Here is a 16841-nt window from a genome sequence, read left to right on the forward strand (position 1 = left end):
CCTTTCGGGTGGGGTATCTCCGAGTGGATTCCGATCTGGTGAGCTCTTTGGCGAAGCATCTCGATCGTGGCAGCAGCATCTGACTCGGCGCTGACGCGGTGCTGATCGCGGGAATGGCGAATCTATTGAGCCAACCCTGTGTCCGGTCGCGGCCGTGAAGACTGAGTGACGGGCGTGAGGGGTACGCGCGCGACGTCAGTGGGGCGTCAGGGGTCATTGCTTCCATGGCCGCATGTCTCCCCTACACATGACACTTCAGCAATTCCGCGAACTTCCGCGGGCCGAACTGGCCGAGGAAATGGAGCAGCTCCTCGTCGCCAAGTTCAGGGAGAGCCTGCTCATGGACGAGACCGAGGACCTCCCGCTCGACGTCAGCTACTTCGACCTCGGCCTCACCTCGCTGAAGCTCACCGAGATGCGGCAGACCCTCGAAGACGTCCTCGCCGTCTCCATCAACGCGAACGTGCTCTTCAACGAGCCCACGGTCAGCCGCCTCATCGACCACCTCGTCGACGCGGTGTCCGATCCGTCCCCCCGCACGGCCGGCGCGATACCCGGCACCGCCTGATCCCCAGGGTCCCGGACAGAAGGAGACGTGGAATGCCGCACGAGGAATCAGAGAAGAACCAGGTGTCCGGCCGGGCGCCCGAGCCGATCGCGATCGTCGGTGTTGGCCTGCGATTCCCCGGCGGCAGTAATTCGCTGGACGAATTCGACACCTTCCTGCGCGAGGGGCGCTCCGGCATCGGGCCCATTCCGGGCGACCGGTGGGACGTCGACGCCTTCACTCCGCAGAGCCCGGACGACAAGGGGAAGATTCACACCACGTCCGGTGGATTCCTCGACCGCATAGACCGGTTCGACGCGTCTTTCTTCAACATCTCGCCGAAGGAAGCGCAGTACATGGACCCCCAGCAGCGGATGCTCCTGGAGACCGCCTGGCAGGCCCTTGAGCACGCCAACATCGACCCGGCGCCGCTGCGCCGCGGCAACGGCGGCGTCTACATCGGGGCCAGCTCCATCGACTACGCCCTAGAACTGGACTCCCTGCCCTACGAGGAGCTGGACGGGCTCCTCGCCTCCGGCATCACCATGTTCCCGCTCTCGGGACGGCTCTCCTACTTCCTCGGCTGGCGCGGCCCGAGCATGAGCATCGACACGGCCTGCTCGTCCTCGCTCGCCGCCCTGCACGTCGCCGTGCAGGGGCTGCGCTCCGGCGAGACCGACATCGCGCTCTGCGGCGGCGTCAACGCCCTGCACCACCCGCGCATCCCCGTGATGTTCTCCAACGCGCAGATGCTGTCGCCCGACGGCCGGTGCAAGACCTTCGACGAGTCCGCCGACGGCTACGCCCGCGCCGAGGGCTGCGGCATCGTCGTCCTCAAGCGCCTCTCCGACGCCACCCGCGACGGCGACACCGTCCTCGCCCTGGTCCGGGGCACCGCCGTCGGCCAGGACGGCGACAGCGCGGGCCTGACCGTGCCCAACGGCCCCGCCCAGGAGAAGGTCATCCGCAGCGCGCTCGCCGCCGCCGCGCTGGCCCCCGAGGACATCCAGTACGTGGAGGCGCACGGCACCGGCACCCCGCTGGGCGACCCCATCGAGTTCGGCGCCATCGGCGACACCTTCGCCGACTCGCACACCAAGAGCGACCCGCTGCTCGTCGGCTCGGTGAAGACCAACCTGGGCCACATGGAGCCCGCCTCCGGCATCGTCGGCGTCATCAAGGCGGTCCTGCAGATCCGCTCCGCCACGATCTACCCGCACCTCAACCTCGACACCCCCTCCGGGCGCATCCCGTGGGACCTGTACCCGGTGCGGGTGCCCACCGCCTGCGAGCCGTGGAAGGCGCCGGTCAGGCGCGCGGTCGTCAACAGCTTCGGCTTCGCCGGCACCATCGGCGCCGTCGTCCTCGAACAGCCGCCCGCGCCGACGGCGGACCGGGAGACCGCGGAGCTCGAAGCCCCCGCGACCCCGATGTTCACGCTCTCCGCCAAGACCGCGGCCGCGCTGCGCGAGCAGGTGGACCGCTACCGGCAGCTCCTCGCCGACGACCCCGCGCTGCCGGTCGACGGCCTCTGCCACACCGCCAACGTGGCCCGCACCCACCACCCGTACCGCCTCGCCGGCCCGGTCACCGACCGCGCCGCCCTCACCAAGCTCCTGGACAAGGCCGCCGACCGCGACCACGAGGGCCCCTCCGGCATCCGCAAGGTCGCCTTCATGTTCAGCGGTCAGGGCGCGCAGTACGCGGGCATGGGCGCCGCCCTGTACGAGCGCTTCCCGGTGTTCCGCCGCCACGTCGACGCGTGCGACCGCCTCTTCTCGGCCCACCTGGACCGCTCCGTACGGGACCTCGTCATCGGCACCGCCGACGACCCCGGGGCGATCGACCGCACCGAGTACACCCAGCCCGCCCTGTTCACCCTGGAGTACTCCCTCGCCCAGCTGTGGATGTCCTGGGGCGTGCGCCCCAACGTGCTGATCGGGCACAGCATCGGCGAGGCCTCGGCCGCCGCGGTCGCGGGCCTGTTCAGCCTCGCCGACGCCGTGACGCTGGTGGCGGCGCGGGCCCGGCTGATGCAGGCCGTGCGCGCCGAGGGAGGCATGGCGGCGGTCGCCGCCCCCGCCGAGGACGTCCTGCCGCTCCTGGAGGCCCACCCGGACCTCGCGCTCGCCGCGGCCAACGCCCCCGACCAGTGCGTCATCTCCGGCGCCTCGGACGCGCTCGCGGAGGTCACCGCCGAGCTGGCCGGACGCGGCCTGCGCGTGGACCGTCTCGCCGTCAGCCACGCCTTCCACTCGCCCCTGATGGCCGAGGTGTACGACGACTTCCGCTCCGCCCTGGACGCCATCACCTTCCGCGAGCCGGCCATCAGCCTGATCTCCAACGTCACCGGCAAGCTCGCCCGCTTCCGCGAGATCGGCACTCCCGACTACTGGGTGCGCCACATCGGCGAGCCCGTGCAGTTCCTCTCCGGCATCCGCGCGGTCGCCCGGCGCGGACGCCACGCCCTGGTCGAGATCGGCCCGTCGACCGCGCTGACCGCGCTCGCCCAGCGCTCGCTGCCCGTCGAGGACCACCTGTGGCTGGCCAGCCTGCGGCGGCGCGACCGCGGCGGCGACACCACGCTGCGGGCGCTCGCCGAGTACTACGCCGCCGGGCTCCCGGTCTCCTGGACCGGCTACCACGAGGGCCGTGCCGTCCCCGCCAAACTGGCCCTTCCCACCTACGCCTTCCAGCGCAAGCGCTACTGGCTGCCCTCCGTCACCCCGCGCAGGGGCGCCGCGCAGGGCGGCGCGGCCCACCACCCGCTGCTCGGCGCCGAGACCCGGCTCCCGCAGGGCGGCCGAATACGGGAGTTCACCGCCGAGTTCACCGTCGAGGAACTGGGCGCGCTCGCCGACTTCGCCGCAGGCGACCGCACGACACTGCCCGCCGGCGCCTACGTGGACCTGCTGCTCGCCCTCCAGGACGCCGTGCACGGACACACCCGCGCCGCCGTCCGCGACGTGCGGCTGCGTGAACCGCTCACCCTCACCGCCGAGACCCCCCTCACGCTGACCACCCGGCTCACCGCGCGTGCGGACGGCGACGCCGAGGTCACGGTGGTGACCACCGCGGAGGCGGAGGAGGGCCGGGAGGCGGAGGAGCGCGTGCACGTCACCGCCGTGCTCGCCGCCGCCGTCGACCAGGACGAGCCGGGCCTCACCGCCCTCGCCCTGGAGGCCCCCGTCCTGGAGAGCGACGCCGAGGACCTGTACACCGACCTCGCCTCCGTCGGCCGCCCGCACGGCCCGCGCGCCCGGGTGCTCGTCGGCGCCGCCCGCCACCAGGACGGCGTCGCCTCGGGCGAACTGGAGTGCCGCGGCACCACCGCCGTCCAGCAGGTGCCCGCCGAACTGGTCGAGGCCGCGCTCCAGGCCGCCGTCGCCCTCGACCCCGAGGGCCCGGTCTTCCACGCCAGGGAGATCGCCTCCGTACGGCACTTCAAGAAGCCCCGCGGCGAGCGGCTGCGCGCCGTCGCCCGTGTCCGCACGGAGCAGGACCGCCGCCTCGCCGACATCCTGCTCACCGAGGACGGCCGCCCCGTCCTCGAACTCGGCGGCGTCACCCTCGCCCGCCCCGAGGGCCCCGCGGGCCAGCGGCAGTTCCTGCACCGCCCCGAGTGGGTGCGCCGCGCGCTGCCCGCCCTGGACGACACCACGCCGCGCCACGCGCTGCTCCTGGGCGCGACGGCCGACGCCGGCGCGGGCACGGCACGGGTCACGCCCGTCGCCGACCTGGCCGCGCTCAAGGCCGCCCTGGACGACACCTCCGTCACCGACGTCTGCTGGGTCTGGCGGCCCGAGGCCGGCGCCATGTCCGCCGAGCTGATGCGCGCCGAGTGCGAGCGCAACTACCGGGAGCTGCTCGGCCTCGTCACCGTCCTCGACGCCGCCGCGCAGCAGCGCCCGCCGAGGCTCTGGCTGGTCACCGAGGGAGCCCAGCGGCTGCCCGGCGACCGGCCGGGAGACGGCTCCCACCTCGCCGCCGCCACCCTCTGGGGCTTCGGCCGCGTCCTGCTCACCGAGTCCCCGCAGTACCGGACCACCCTGGTCGACGTCGAGCCCGGCAGCGGCCTGACGGCCCTGTTCGACGAGTGCCGCGCCGAGGCGCCGGGCGAGTACCAGGTCGCGCACCGCGCGGGCGGGCGCTACGTCCGCAGGCTGCTGCCCGGCGACGCCACCCGCACCTGGCCCGGCGGCTTCGCCCTGCACACCCCCGGCTCCGGGGACCTCTCCGACCTCTTCCTCGCACCCGTCGAGGACCGCGCGCCCGCGGCCGGCGAGGTCCAGGTGCGGGTCGCCTCGGTCGCCCTGACCGCGGCCGACGCCCGCACCGCCCTGGAGGGCGAGGAGTCCGGCGGGAACGGCCCCGTCCTCGGCTCGCTGGCCGCGGGAACCGTCCTCGCGGCGGGCGCCGAGGCGGCGTTCACCGCGGGCGACGAGGTCCACGTACGCCATGACGGCGCCCTGCGCGCCACCCTGACCGTGCCCGCCTCCGCCGTGACGCTGGCCCCCGGCACGGCGGCCGGCGGGGAGCGGGACGGAGCCACCGCGTTCCGCCTCGACGAGATCGGCGAGGCGCTGCGCACCGCCGCCGCGGACACCGGCGCCGAGGTGTGGGTGGACGTGCCCGGCGGCCCGGAGACCGAGCCCGCCCCGGCCCGCGTCCGCCCGGACCGCACCTATCTCGTCACCGGCGGTCTCGGCGGCCTCGGCCTGGTCACCGCCCGCAAGCTGGTCGCCCTGGGCGCCCGGCACCTGACCCTGGTCAGCCGCGGCGGCAAGGCCACCAAGGAGGCCGCGCAGGTCCTCGCCGAACTGTCCGAGCGGGCCGAGGTCGCCATCCTGCGGGCGGACGTCAGCGACGCGCGGGACGTGCGGCGCCTCGCCGGCGAACTGGCGGCGGGACCGCACCCGGTGGGCGGCGTCGTGCACGCGGCCGGCTCCTTCGACAAGCGCCTCATCGCCGAGCTGACCTGGGAGGCCCTCGACGCCCAGCTGGCGCCGAAGGCGTACGGCGGCTGGCTGCTGCACGAGGCGGCCGAGGCCTCCTTCCCCGACCTGGAGTTCTTCGTCACGTACTCCTCGATCGCCTCCGTGCTCGGCGGCGCGACCCAGGGCCACTACGCCGCCGCGAGCGCCGGCCTCGACAGCCTCGCCGAATGGCGCGGCCTCAAGGGACTGCCCGGCCTCTCGGTCAACTGGGGCGCGTGGGCGCGGGTCGGCATGTCGGCCCGCCTCGACGAGCAGCTCGCGGCGGAGATCGACCGCAGCGGCGTCCGCTTCTTCTCGCCCACCCGGGCCCTGGACACCCTGGCCAGGCTCTGGCAGCGGCCCGGCAGCCGCCGCGTGGTCGGCGAGTTCGACTGGGCGCGCTATGTGTCGGGCGGCGGCGTCGACGACGCCTTCTACGACCGGCTCGCCCGGCAGGACCAGGCGGGCGCGGACGGCGCCGGCGTCGACCTGGCCGCGCTCGTGGCCCTGCCGAAGCCGGAGCGGACCGCGCTGATCGCCGCGCGAGTGCGGGAGCAGGTCGCGGGGGCCCTGCACATGGACGACGGCGACGATCTCGACCAGAACGCCGAGTTCGTCTCGCTCGGCCTGGACTCGCTGATGGCCCAGACCGTCAAGGGCGGCCTGGAGACGCTGTTCCGGCTGCCGCTGCCGGCCTCGCTGACCTTCGACCACCCCACGGTCCGCAGGCTCACCGAGTTCCTCGACGGCCGCCTGGCCCCGGCGGCGCAACAGCACCCCTGAGACACCCGCCCGGCGGCGGTCGCGGGACAGCCCCCGACCGCCGCCGGGCGGCGGACCCACCTCAGCACACACCCCCACGACATCCACTCACCTCACGACACCCACCGAGATGTCCAAGGCAGCGGGGAGACCACAGTGGAAGACCACACCACCAGAGACTGGACGCTGACGCGCAGCTCCCGGGCCCACGCCGGGGGCCGCGCGGAGCACGCGGCGATCGTCTGCGAGGGCCGCACCACCACGTACGCGAAGCTGCACCGGGAGAGCAACCGGGCGGCCCACGCGCTGCGCGACGCGGGGATCGGGACGGGCGACCGCGTCGCCTACCTGGGCCGCGAGTCGGAGAACTACTACCTCACGATCCTGGCCTGCGCGAAGGCCGGCGCCGTCCTCGTACCGGTCAACTGGCGCCTCACCCGCGCCGAGGTGGACCACATCCTGCGCGACTCGGGCGCCGCGCTCCTCTTCGTGGACGACGAGTTCTGGGAGACCGCGGACCGCGTGAAGCCGCACCTGCCGGGGCTGCGCACCGTCGTCCGCGTCGACGGCACCGACAGCGAGGGCGAACCGGCGCGCGGCACGGGCCTGCCCGCCTGGTACGCCAACCACCCCACCACCGACCTGGAGCCGGGCACCGGGCCCGACGACGCGGTGGTGCAGATCTACACCAGCGGCACCACCGGCCTGCCCAAGGGCGCGGTCCTGCCCCACCGGAGCTTCTTCACGCTGCCCGCCGCGATGCGGGAGCACGGCGTGGACTGGATCGACTGGCTGCCGGACGACGTCAGCCTGATCTCCCTGCCGGGCTTCGGCATCGCCGGCATCGGCTGGTTCATGCACACCTTCAACGCGGGCGCGACCAGTGTGGTGATGCCGCAGTTCATCCCGCAGGAGGCCGTGCGGCTCATCCGCGAGCACAAGGTGACCATCACCTTCGCGGCGCCCGCCATGCTCCAGATGATGATGGCCGAACGCGGCGCGGGCCCCGAGGCGTTCGCCTCGATGCGCAAGATCGCCTATGGCGCCGCGCCGATGTCGGAGACGCTCTTGACCCGCTGCCTCGAGGTGTTCGGCTGCGAGTTCGCGCAGATCTACGCGAGCACCGAGACCGGCAGCGTCGCGGTGTGCCTGCCGCCCGAGGCGCACCGTCCGGGCGCCGGCCTGCTGCGCTCGGTCGGCAGGCCCTGCCCCGGCAACGAGGTGAAGGTCATCGGTCCCGACGGCGAGACGCTGCCGCCGGGCGAGACGGGCCAGATATGCGTCCGCGCCCCCTCGAAGATGCTCGGCTACTGGAACCTCCCCGAGGCCACCGAACGCACGATGGTGGGGGAGTGGCTGCACATGGGCGACGCCGGCTACCTCGACGAGGACGGCTATGTGTACCTGCGGGACCGCATGAACGACACGATCATCGTCGCGGGGCAGAACATCTACCCCGCCGAGGTCGAGAAGGCCCTCGCGGCGCACCCCGCCGTCTCCGACGCCGCCGTGGTCGGCCTGCCCGACACGCGCTGGGGCGAGGCGGTGCACGCCGTCGTCGTCCTGCGGCCCGGCGCCATGGTCAAGCCCCGCGAACTCCTGCTCGCCCTGCGCGGCAAGCTCGCCGACTACAAGATCCCGGGCGCCTTCCACTTCGCCGACGACCTGCCGCGCAACCCCTCGGGGAAGATCCTGCGCCGCGCGGTGCGCGAGCAGCTCACCGCCGCGTCCGCGGGGACCCCCGCCCGGCTTCCGCTGCCCGCCCAGCGCCCCGCGTCGGCACGGGCGGCCCAGCAGCCGCAGCACACCTGACACACCCTCCGTACCGCACACCTCCCGTACCGCACACCGCAGTACCGCACACCGCAGTACCGCACACCGCAGTACCGCACACCGCAGTGCCGCTCCACCTCCGTACCGCACCCACCGGACACCCACCCCGCCCGACGAAACGGAGTACCCCATGCAGTCAACGGCCGGGCCCTTACGCATCGGCGTCCTGCTGCCCACCCGGGAGCAGGCCATCAACGGCACCTACGCGGCCGCCCCGCTGCTCGACTTCGCGCGGCAGGCCGAGGCCCTCGGCTTCGACTCGCTGTGGGCGGGCGACTCGCTCACCGCACGGCCGCGCCTGGACCCGCTCGTGGTGCTCTCCGCGGCGGCCGCCGCCACGACCCGGATCACGGTCGGCACGGCGGCGCTCACCCCCGCCCTGCGCCACCCGCTGATCGGCGCCAACATGATCGCCAGCCTGGACCACGTGGCCGCCGACCGGCTCGTCCTCGGCCTCGGCTCCGGTTTCCCGATGCCCGAGACCGAGGAGGAGTTCGCCTCCGTGGGGGCGTCCTTCGCGGGCCGGGTCGGGCGGCTCGACGAGATCACCGCGCTGTGGCGCACCGCCTGGCGCTCCGGCGAGGAGGGCCGGCCGTCCGGCTTCGAGGGGAAGTTCTGGCAGGCCGAACGCCTTGAGCGGCTGCCCAAGCCGGCCACCCCCGGCGGCCCGCCGCTCTGGCTGGCCGGCAGCGACACCCCCAAGGTGCTCGCCAGGGTCGCGACGAAGTACGACGGCTGGCTGCCGTTCCTGCCCGACGCCGAGGCGTACGGCAGGGCCCGCGCCCGCATCGCCGAACTGGCGGCGGAGGCGGGCCGCGCCCCCGACGCGGTGACCCCCGCGCTCTACGCGACGGTCACCGTCAACCGCGACGAGGCGGCGGCCAAGGCCGAGCTCGAGCACTACATCGAGCACTACTACGGGCGCTCCCTGGAGCAGATGTCGGCCATCCAGGCCTACGGCTGGGGCAGCGCGGAGAGCTGCGCCGAATGGCTCGGCGCCTATGTGCGCGCGGGCGCGAAGCACCTGGTCATCCGGGTCGGATCGCTCGACCCGGAGCCGCAGTTGAAGGAGATCGCCGAGGTGCTGCTGCCCGCGGTACGCGCCATCGCCGAGCAGACGAACGCAAGGAGCGCACAGTCGTGAGCAACGCCACCGCGACCGCCACCGTCGCCGCCCTGGGCCAGGACATGTCGAGCGCAGGACAGTGGTTCCAGCCGGTCGAGCCGTCCCCGGACGCCTCCGTACGGCTCTTCATGCTGCCGCACGCCGGCAGCGGCGCCATCATCTACCGCGACTGGGAGCGGCTGCTGCCCGCGGACATCGCCCCGCAGGCGGTGACCCTGCCGGGCCGCCACAACCGCCGCGACGAGGAGACGTACGAGGACTGGGACCCGCTGCTCGACGCACTGCACGAGGCGGTGCTCGACGACCTGGACGAGCGGCCGTTCGCGTTCTTCGGGCACTGCCTGGGCGCCCAGCTCGCGTTCCGGCTCGCCATCCGCATGGAGGCGGAGCCGGGCCCCTCGCCGATCCTCGTCGGCATGTCGGGCTGGTCGCCGGAGGGCTTCTTCCAGCCCACGGAGGAGCAGAGCCGGATGCCCGACCCCGAGCTGATCGAGTGGATCAAGAAGCTGGGCTCGTTCCCCGCCGAGGTCTACGACAACCCCGAGATGCTCGCCCTGGTCGTCCCCGCGCTCCGCGCCGACCTGCGGGTCGCCGCCCAGTACGTGGACGACGGCGCGGGCACCGCCTGCCCGCTCGTCTCCTACGGCGGCAAGTCGGACCCGCTCCAGGAGCGCCCGGACGCCATGTCGCACTGGGCCGGGCGCAGCCCCGACTACCTGGGGCACAGCGAGTACCCGGGCGGCCACTTCTACATCGACAGCCACGCCGAGGCCGTCACCACGCACTTCTCCCAGCGACTGCAACGGCTGGTCGCCGCGGCGGCTCGCTGAACCACCGGCCGCCCCAACGGGGGAGCGGCCGGTCCAACGGGGTATCGACTCAGGAAGGTCGGTCATGACCACCGAAGCGGAAATCACGAGCGCGGACGTCCGAGCCGTCGTCGCGCCGGAGACCGTGCCACCGCCGGAAGAGGCCGCGGCGGCCAAGCCCTCCTACGGGGCGCTCCTGGTCGTCCTGGCCGGCCTCTTCATCACCAACCTCGACTTCTTCATCGTCAACGTGGCGATCCCGTCGCTCCAGACGAACATGCACGCCACGGCGGCGGAGATCCAGCTGATCGCCGTCACCTTCACCATCGGCCTGGCCGCCCTGCTCATCACCGGCGGCCGGCTCGGCGACCTCTACGGCAGGCGCAAGGTCTACTCGGCCGGCGTGCTGCTCTTCACGGTCGCCTCGCTGGCCTGCGGCCTCGCCCAGAACATGACCGAGCTGATCATCGCCCGCGGTGTCCAGGGCGCGGCGGCGGCGCTGGTCATCCCGCAGGTGCTCGGCATCCTGACGACCACGTACTCCGGCAAGCACCGGGCGGTGGCGTTCAACGCGTACGGCATCGCGCTCGGCGCGGCGGCGGTCTTCGGGCAGCTCATCGGCGGCCTGCTGATCCAGGCCGACCTGTTCGGCTCGGACTGGCGCTCGATCTTCCTGATCAACGTGCCGATCGGGGTGCTCGTCCTCGCGCTCACCCCGAAGCTGGTGCCGGAGTCGAAGTCCGAGGGGCGCACCGGGCTCGACTGGACCGGTGTCGTCCTCGTCACCGCCGGGCTCACGGCCGTGGTGCTGCCGCTCGTCATCGGCCGCGAGGAGGACTGGCCGGTGTGGACCTGGTTCTGCATGGCGGCGGCGGTCCCGCTGCTCGGCGCCTTCTGGGCGAGCCAGCGGCGCCTCGCGGCGCGCGGGAAGTCGCCGCTCGTCAGCCCGTCCCTCTTCCGCGACCGCGCCTTCAGCGTCGGGTCGGTCGCCATCCTCGTCTACTTCTCGGTGATGGCGTCCTTCTTCCTGGTCCTCGCGCTCTACCTCCAGCAGGGGCGCGGCGCCTCCGCCCTGGAGTCGGGGCTGCTCTTCGTGCCGTTGGGGCTCGGCTTCTTCGTGGCCTCCGCCATGGCGCCGAAGTTCGCGGCGAAGCTGGGGCGGCAGGCGCTGACGCTGGGCGCCATGGTGGTGGCCGCGGGCGACATCGCCTTCGCGCAGACCGCCTCGCAGCTCGGCGCCACCGGCTCGGTCGGCTGGTGCGTCCCCGTGATGGTGGTCTGCGGCTTCGGCATGGGCCTGGTCGTCGCCCCGCTCACCTCGCTGGTCCTGGAGAGCGTGGCGCCCGAGCACGCCGCCGCGGCCTCCGGGGTGTTCTCCACCGGCCAGGAGATGGGCAACGTCCTGGGCATCGCGGTGATCGGCGTGGTCTTCTTCGGCGAGGCGGGCGAGCACCCCTCCGCACAGGGCTACGGCGACGGGTTCATGCTGAGCCTGTACGTCCAGGCCGGCATCTGCGTCCTGGTGGCGCTGCTCGTGCAGCTGCTGCCCCGCAAGGCGTCGAAGGCCTGACCACCGCCCCCTTGGGGGGCACGTTTCGAAGCGGCGGGTGCCGCGGAGCGAACACGCTCCGCGGCACCCGCCGTTCGCGTGTTCCCGGGGCCGGAAACGGATGCAAACATTCGGCCAAAAAAGGGTGTTGACAAATCAGCCGGGCGTCAGGGTCGAGTCAGACCTTTCGGACAGCATGACGGAAAGGAATCAGCCACAACCCAGGGGGAAACTTCATGACGATCACTCCTGTCGCACCAGCGGTGAACGAGCGGCTCGCCGCGTGGCCCATGCCCCGCACCTGCCCGTACTCGCCGCCGGACGCCTATGCCGACCTCCGCGGGGGAGCGCCGGTGAAGGTAAGGATCAGGACAGGCGAGGCATGGCTGGTGACGCGCCACGCGGACGTCCGCGCCGTCCTCACCGACCCGCGCTTCAGCTCCGACGACACGCTCCCCGGCTTCCCGGTGCGCATACAACTGCCGCCCGCGCCCCGGGTCATGTCGTTCACGCGGATGGACGGCCCGGAGCACGGACGGCTGCGCCGCATGGCGATGACCGAGTTCACCGCCCGCCGCACCCGCGCCCTGCGCCCCTCGGTGGAGCTCCTGGTGGACCGGCTCGTCGACGAGCTGGCGGCGGGGCCGCGGACCGTCGACCTGGTGGAGCGCTTCTCGGTCCGGCTGCCCTCCCTGGTCATCGCCCGCATGCTGGGCGTGCCCGAGGCCGACGAGTGCGACTTCACCGAGCTGAGCCAGGCCGTCCTGTCCCAGGACGCCACGCCCGAGCAGATCTACGCGGCCTTCGTGGAGATGACCCAGTACCTGGACGGGCTGATCGGGCGCAAGCGCCGCGAGCCCGGACAGGACCTGCTCAGCCGGCTCGCGACGCAGTACGTGGCCACCGGCCTGCTCTCCCACGACGACCTGGTGGCGATGGCCCGCCTCTTCCTGGTCGCTGGCCACGAGACGACCGCCCACCAGCTCAGCCTCAGCGTCCTGAGCCTGCTGCGCGAACCCGAGCAGACGGCCCTGCTGCTGCGCGACCCGGCGCGGTTCGCCCCGGCCGTCGAGGAGCTGCTGCGCTACTGGTCCATCACCCAGGACAACCAGGTCCGGGTCGCCGTGGCCGAGGCGGAGATCGGCGGCGCCCGCGTCGCACCGGGCGACGGAGTGATCCTGGCCTACCCCAGCGCCAACCACGACGAGACGGTCTTCCCGGGCGGCGACCGCCTCGACCTGAGCAGGGACGCGAGCCGGCACATCGCCTTCGGCCACGGGCCGCACCTGTGCCCGGGGGCCTCGCTCGCCCGCATGGAGCTGGAGGTCGCCCTGCGCGCCCTCTTCGGCCGCTTCCCCGGGCTTCGCGTCGCCGACGTCCCGGGCGCCGTGTCGTTCCGCGAGAACACCATCAACTACGGCCTGAACTCCCTGCTCGTCACCTGGTAGGGGCCGTCAGAGGCACGTCAGAACCGTGTCAGCGCCGGGTGCGAGAGTCGTTCGCAGGTGCTACCAGAGCCAGGTGCCACCAGAGCCAGGTGCTACCAGAGCAAGGAGTACGCCCGACATGGCCGACAGCAGCGACGCCGCGGGCCCCACCAGGGCCCTGGTCATAGTTAATCCCGCATCCGGCAGCCACAGCCCGGCCCTCGTGCGCGAGGTGCGGGAGCTGTGCTCCGCCCACCTCGCGCACACCGAGCTCCACCTCACCACCGCCCAGGGCGACGCGACCGTCTTCGTGCGCCGTGCCCTGGAGCGGACCGAGGGGGCGCCCGACCTCGTCGTCGCCATCGGCGGCGACGGCACCGTGCGCGAGGTCGTCCAGGGCCTCCACACGGCCGCCGGACGGGCCGCGCTGATGATCGTGCCCGGCGGCACGGGGAACTCCGCGTACAAGATGCTCTGGGGCGAGCGGCCCTGGAGCGAGGCCCTCAAGGCGGTGCTCGCCGACTCCCGCGCCGGCGGCAGCGCGCGGCTGCGCCGGCTGGACCTGGCGCGGCTCGCCGAGACCCGCAACTGCGTCTTCCTCGGCTCCTGCAGCGGGGTGATCGCCGACGCGCTCATCACCGCGGCGGACAGCCCGCTGAAGGGGCGCGAGCGGTACGCGAAGGCGTTCGCCGACACCGCGGCGGACTACGCCCCCTACCCGGGCCGGGTCGTCGTCGACGGGCGGGTCGTGCACGAGGGCCCGACCGTCCTCGCCAACGTCGGGGGCGGCCCCTACCGGGGCGGCCGCTTCCTCGTCCTGCCCGACTCGCTGCTCGACGACGGACTGCTCGACGTCTGCGTCATCGGCGGCGGCGTCGCCGCCACCGACGTGCCCGGACTCACCCTGCGGGCCGACCACATGAACCACCCGGCGACCGTGTACGCGCGCGGGCGCACCATCACGGTCGAACGCACCGACGGCAAGCGCCTGCCGCTGGAGCACGACGGCGAGTACCAGCACGCCATCGGCGCGTCGGCCACCTTCGAGGTGCTGCCCGGCGCCCTGGCCACCTGGGCGCCGACGGACCCCATCTGACCATCTCTTGCTCCCGTACGACGCTCTCGACCAAGGAGACCTCCCATGAGCGACCTGAACACCACCGTCACCCGCTACCTCGCCATCTGGAACGAGGCGGACGCCGACAAGCGCTCGGCGGCCATCGCCGAGCTGTTCACGGCGGACGCCCCGTACATCGACCCGCTCGCCGCGGTCGAGGGCCACGAGGGCATCGGCGCCGTCATCGCGGGCGCCCGTGACCAGTTCAAGGGCCTCAGCTTCGAGCTGATCGGCACCGTGGACGCCCACCACAACATCGCCCGCTTCCAGTGGGGCCTGGTGACCGAGCCCGGCAGCGAGCCGATCGCCATCGGCTTCGACGTGGCGGTCACCGCCGAGGACGGACGCATCCAGGGCGTCTACGGCTTCCTCGACAAGGTCCCCGCGGCCTGATCACCCGGAGCGGCGGTACGCCGCCGGCGTACCGCCGCTCCGGTCCGCACCAGCACGGAAAGGCAGGGCGTCAGATGTCGGCGGTACTGGCCGAACGGGTGGCCCGGACGCTGTGCGAGCAGTGGGAGGCGCCACGGTCCACGGGCCCCCGCGCCACCGCGGACACACCGCTGCGCGAACTGTCCGCGTGGGCGGCGAGACTGCGCCCCCAGGACGTCCCCTGCCGGGTCCTGAAGCTCGCCGCGAGCCAGGTCCTCTCGCAGATCGCCTCCATCAGGGCGGGCCTCGCCCACCCCCTGGGCCGCAAGCTCGTGGCCGCCTTCGGCCACCCCATGCAGCGCGACCCCAGGACGGCCGCCGGCGTCTTCGCCGCCCTCGGCTCCTGGCTCAACCTCGACGACACCGCGTACGCCGGTCACCTGTCCAACTCGACGGTCGCGGTGCCCCTCGCCTTCGCCTACGCCCGCAAGCTCGACGGGCTCTCCCTGCTGACCGCCGTGGTCGCCGCCAACGAGTGCGCCGCGCGCATCACCGCCTCCGCGACCCTGGGTCCGCTGCGCGGCCAGAGCGCCGTCCACACCCACCTCGCGGGGGCCGTCGCGGGCCGGCTGCACGCCGACCGGGCCCCGGCCCACCTGTGGGAGAACGCCTTCGGTCTGGCCTTCGCCATGCCCAACTGGCCGCTGATGCGCGCCTTCCTGGCCAGCGACGCCCGGCTGTTCAACACCTTCACGCCCGTACGCACCGCCATGGACGCCTGTGACGCGGCGGCGGCCGGGCTGCGCGGCGCCCCCGACATCATCGAGCACCAGGACGGCTTCCTGGCCCGCTTCGCCACCGTCCCGCTCCCGCAGGCCGTCGCCAAGGGCCTCGGCAGCCGCTGGCACACCGACACCCTGTCCTTCAAGATGCACCCCGGCGGCCCCGGCATCGACGCCGCGGTGGACTGCGCCGCGGAGATACACCGCGCGATAGGCCCTCTCCGCCCGCAGGACGTGGCGGAGATCGTCGTCGAGGCGTCGCTGTACACGCTGTTCGCCGGCGAGCGCGCCGCCCAGTACGTCAACGGGCCCGGATCACCGCTCGGCGCCCTCGTCCTCGACGTCCCCTACCCGGTCGCCACCACCCTGATGACCGGCGAGTTCTCCGTGGACGACTTCTCCTCGCCGCGCCTGGACGACCCCGGCCGCTGGGAGCTGGCCCGCCGGGTCCGCCTGGAGCACGACACCGGCATGACCCGCGAGCTCTTCCTCTCCGACGCCCCGTTCGGCGAGGCCGTGCGCGAGGCGGGACCGGACGCCCTGCCCTGGCTGCGCGGCTTCGGCGGCGACGACCTGGTGGACCTGGTCGGCAGCCTCGGCGAGGCGGGCCAGGACTTCTCCCGCTCGACGAAGGCCACCGGCGCCCGCGTCACCGTACGGCTGACCGACGGGCGGACGGTGACCCGCGGGCGCCTGATCCCGGTCGGCGCCGCGGGTCCCGACACTCGCTCGCGCCACTCCGAGATGGTGCGCGAGAAGTTCCTCGCCGTCGGCGGATCGCAGCAGGTGGCCGACACGGTCGGCGCGCTGCACCGCATGCGCCCGCGAGGAGTGCGCCGCTGGATCGAGGCGGCGTTCCTCGACTGACCGCCGCGCTCAGCGCAGCGGCAGGAAGGCGTCGATGATCTCCTGCACCCGCTCGACGACGTCCTGGCGGTCCGCCTGCACCCAGGAGATGTGCTGCGCCCCGAACAGCGCGGCGCGCAGGACGCGGGCGAGCGCGCCGGGGTCGACGTCCTCGGGCAGGTTCCCCGCCTTGCGGCAGCTCTCCAGCAGCTCGGTGAGCAGGTCGGTGAAGCCCACGTAGGGGATCGGCATCTCGCTCTTGATGTACGGGCGCTCGATCTGGAGCCGGGAGCCCGCCTTGATGTAGTCGTCCTCGCGGAAGCCCTGGGCCACCGCGAGCAGGACGTTGACCACCGTCGCGGGGGAGGACTGGTCGTCCTCCAGGACGGGCGCGATGATCTCGTTCAGACGGCGGTAGAACTCTTCCGCCACGGAGGCGGCGATCGCCTCCTTGTTGGCGAAGTGGAAGTACACGGCTCCCTTGGTCATCTCCGCCTTGTCCGCCACGTCCTTGATGGTGACGGCGGGGAAACCGGTGTCGGCGAAGACCGAGGCCGCCGCGTTCAGGATCGTTCTGCGGGTCTGGATCGCCCGCTCCTGCTTGAGGTGCGACGTGTCGTTCGTCGGCATGGAGGTCGGGAGGGGCGGCAGCGGTGTCTTGCGTCGGTTGCTCATGGCGTCCAAATCGTGCGCAG

11 protein-coding genes are annotated in these 16841 nt (G+C 73.0%); 10 read left to right on the top strand and 1 reads right to left on the bottom strand.

Features of this window, described 5'->3' with window-relative positions:
* The first annotated feature begins 247 nt into the window (after positions 1-247).
* The 10 genes from DCW30_RS18210 (at position 248) to DCW30_RS18255 (ending at position 16167) form a co-directional block, all read left to right on the top strand.
* Positions 248-568, top strand: coding sequence for an acyl carrier protein (locus DCW30_RS18210; RefSeq protein WP_232626823.1), 321 nt, complete (start codon positions 248-250; stop codon positions 566-568).
* Positions 569-600: 32 nt separating this feature from the next.
* A complete protein-coding gene (locus DCW30_RS18215) occupies positions 601-6306 on the top strand; it encodes a type I polyketide synthase (protein ID WP_076684752.1) in 5706 nt (1901 codons plus the stop codon).
* Between the two features lie 135 nt (positions 6307-6441).
* On the top strand, positions 6442-8097 hold the full coding sequence (locus DCW30_RS18220) for a fatty acid--CoA ligase (protein ID WP_076684751.1): 1656 nt from the start codon (positions 6442-6444) through the stop codon (positions 8095-8097).
* Positions 8098-8248: 151 nt separating this feature from the next.
* Positions 8249-9262 (top strand): LLM class flavin-dependent oxidoreductase, encoded by a 1014-nt coding sequence (locus DCW30_RS18225; protein WP_076684750.1) that lies wholly within the window; start codon positions 8249-8251, stop codon positions 9260-9262.
* A gap of 44 nt (positions 9263-9306) precedes the next feature.
* Positions 9307-10074 (top strand): thioesterase II family protein, encoded by a 768-nt coding sequence (locus tag DCW30_RS18230; RefSeq protein WP_076688920.1) that lies wholly within the window; start codon positions 9307-9309, stop codon positions 10072-10074.
* 64 nt (positions 10075-10138) lie between these two features.
* Positions 10139-11623: an MFS transporter gene (locus tag DCW30_RS18235; RefSeq protein ID WP_198503532.1), complete on the top strand. Its 1485-nt coding sequence runs from the start codon at positions 10139-10141 to the stop codon at positions 11621-11623.
* 215 nt (positions 11624-11838) lie between these two features.
* Positions 11839-13050 (top strand): cytochrome P450, encoded by a 1212-nt coding sequence (locus DCW30_RS18240; protein WP_076684749.1) that lies wholly within the window; start codon positions 11839-11841, stop codon positions 13048-13050.
* Positions 13051-13168: 118 nt separating this feature from the next.
* Positions 13169-14125 (top strand): diacylglycerol/lipid kinase family protein, encoded by a 957-nt coding sequence (locus tag DCW30_RS18245; protein ID WP_076684748.1) that lies wholly within the window; start codon positions 13169-13171, stop codon positions 14123-14125.
* A gap of 45 nt (positions 14126-14170) precedes the next feature.
* Positions 14171-14539 (top strand): nuclear transport factor 2 family protein, encoded by a 369-nt coding sequence (locus DCW30_RS18250; RefSeq protein WP_062780878.1) that lies wholly within the window; start codon positions 14171-14173, stop codon positions 14537-14539.
* A 74-nt stretch (positions 14540-14613) separates the two neighbouring features.
* The gene (locus tag DCW30_RS18255) at positions 14614-16167 is read left to right on the top strand and encodes an MmgE/PrpD family protein (RefSeq protein ID WP_079107679.1); all 1554 of its coding nucleotides are present in this window, start codon (positions 14614-14616) and stop codon (positions 16165-16167) included.
* Between the two features lie 9 nt (positions 16168-16176).
* On the opposite strand, the gene DCW30_RS18260 is transcribed toward DCW30_RS18255, so the two are convergent.
* Positions 16177-16821, bottom strand: a complete 645-nt coding sequence (locus tag DCW30_RS18260; protein ID WP_198503535.1) for a ScbR family autoregulator-binding transcription factor — start codon at positions 16819-16821, stop codon at positions 16177-16179.
* Between the last annotated feature and the right edge of the window lie 20 nt (positions 16822-16841).

Origin of the sequence: Streptomyces alfalfae, assembly GCF_004127445.1 — a bacterium.
In the GTDB taxonomy this organism is placed as follows: Bacteria; Actinomycetota; Actinomycetes; order Streptomycetales; family Streptomycetaceae; genus Streptomyces; species Streptomyces alfalfae.

Bases quoted from the DNA above. Each gene is read 5' to 3' on its own strand.
- DCW30_RS18210 (WP_232626823.1), top strand. From the start codon at position 248: ATGACACTTCAGCAATTCCGCGAACTTCCGCGGGCCGAACTGGCCGAG.
- DCW30_RS18235 (WP_198503532.1), top strand. From the start codon at position 10,139: ATGACCACCGAAGCGGAAATCACGAGCGCGGACGTCCGAGCCGTCGTC.
- DCW30_RS18215 (WP_076684752.1), top strand. From the start codon at position 601: ATGCCGCACGAGGAATCAGAGAAGAACCAGGTGTCCGGCCGGGCGCCC.
- DCW30_RS18230 (WP_076688920.1), top strand. From the start codon at position 9,307: ATGTCGAGCGCAGGACAGTGGTTCCAGCCGGTCGAGCCGTCCCCGGAC.
- DCW30_RS18260 (WP_198503535.1), bottom strand. From the start codon at position 16,821: ATGAGCAACCGACGCAAGACACCGCTGCCGCCCCTCCCGACCTCCATG.
- DCW30_RS18250 (WP_062780878.1), top strand. From the start codon at position 14,171: ATGAGCGACCTGAACACCACCGTCACCCGCTACCTCGCCATCTGGAAC.
- DCW30_RS18225 (WP_076684750.1), top strand. From the start codon at position 8,249: ATGCAGTCAACGGCCGGGCCCTTACGCATCGGCGTCCTGCTGCCCACC.
- DCW30_RS18255 (WP_079107679.1), top strand. From the start codon at position 14,614: ATGTCGGCGGTACTGGCCGAACGGGTGGCCCGGACGCTGTGCGAGCAG.
- DCW30_RS18245 (WP_076684748.1), top strand. From the start codon at position 13,169: ATGGCCGACAGCAGCGACGCCGCGGGCCCCACCAGGGCCCTGGTCATA.
- DCW30_RS18240 (WP_076684749.1), top strand. From the start codon at position 11,839: ATGACGATCACTCCTGTCGCACCAGCGGTGAACGAGCGGCTCGCCGCG.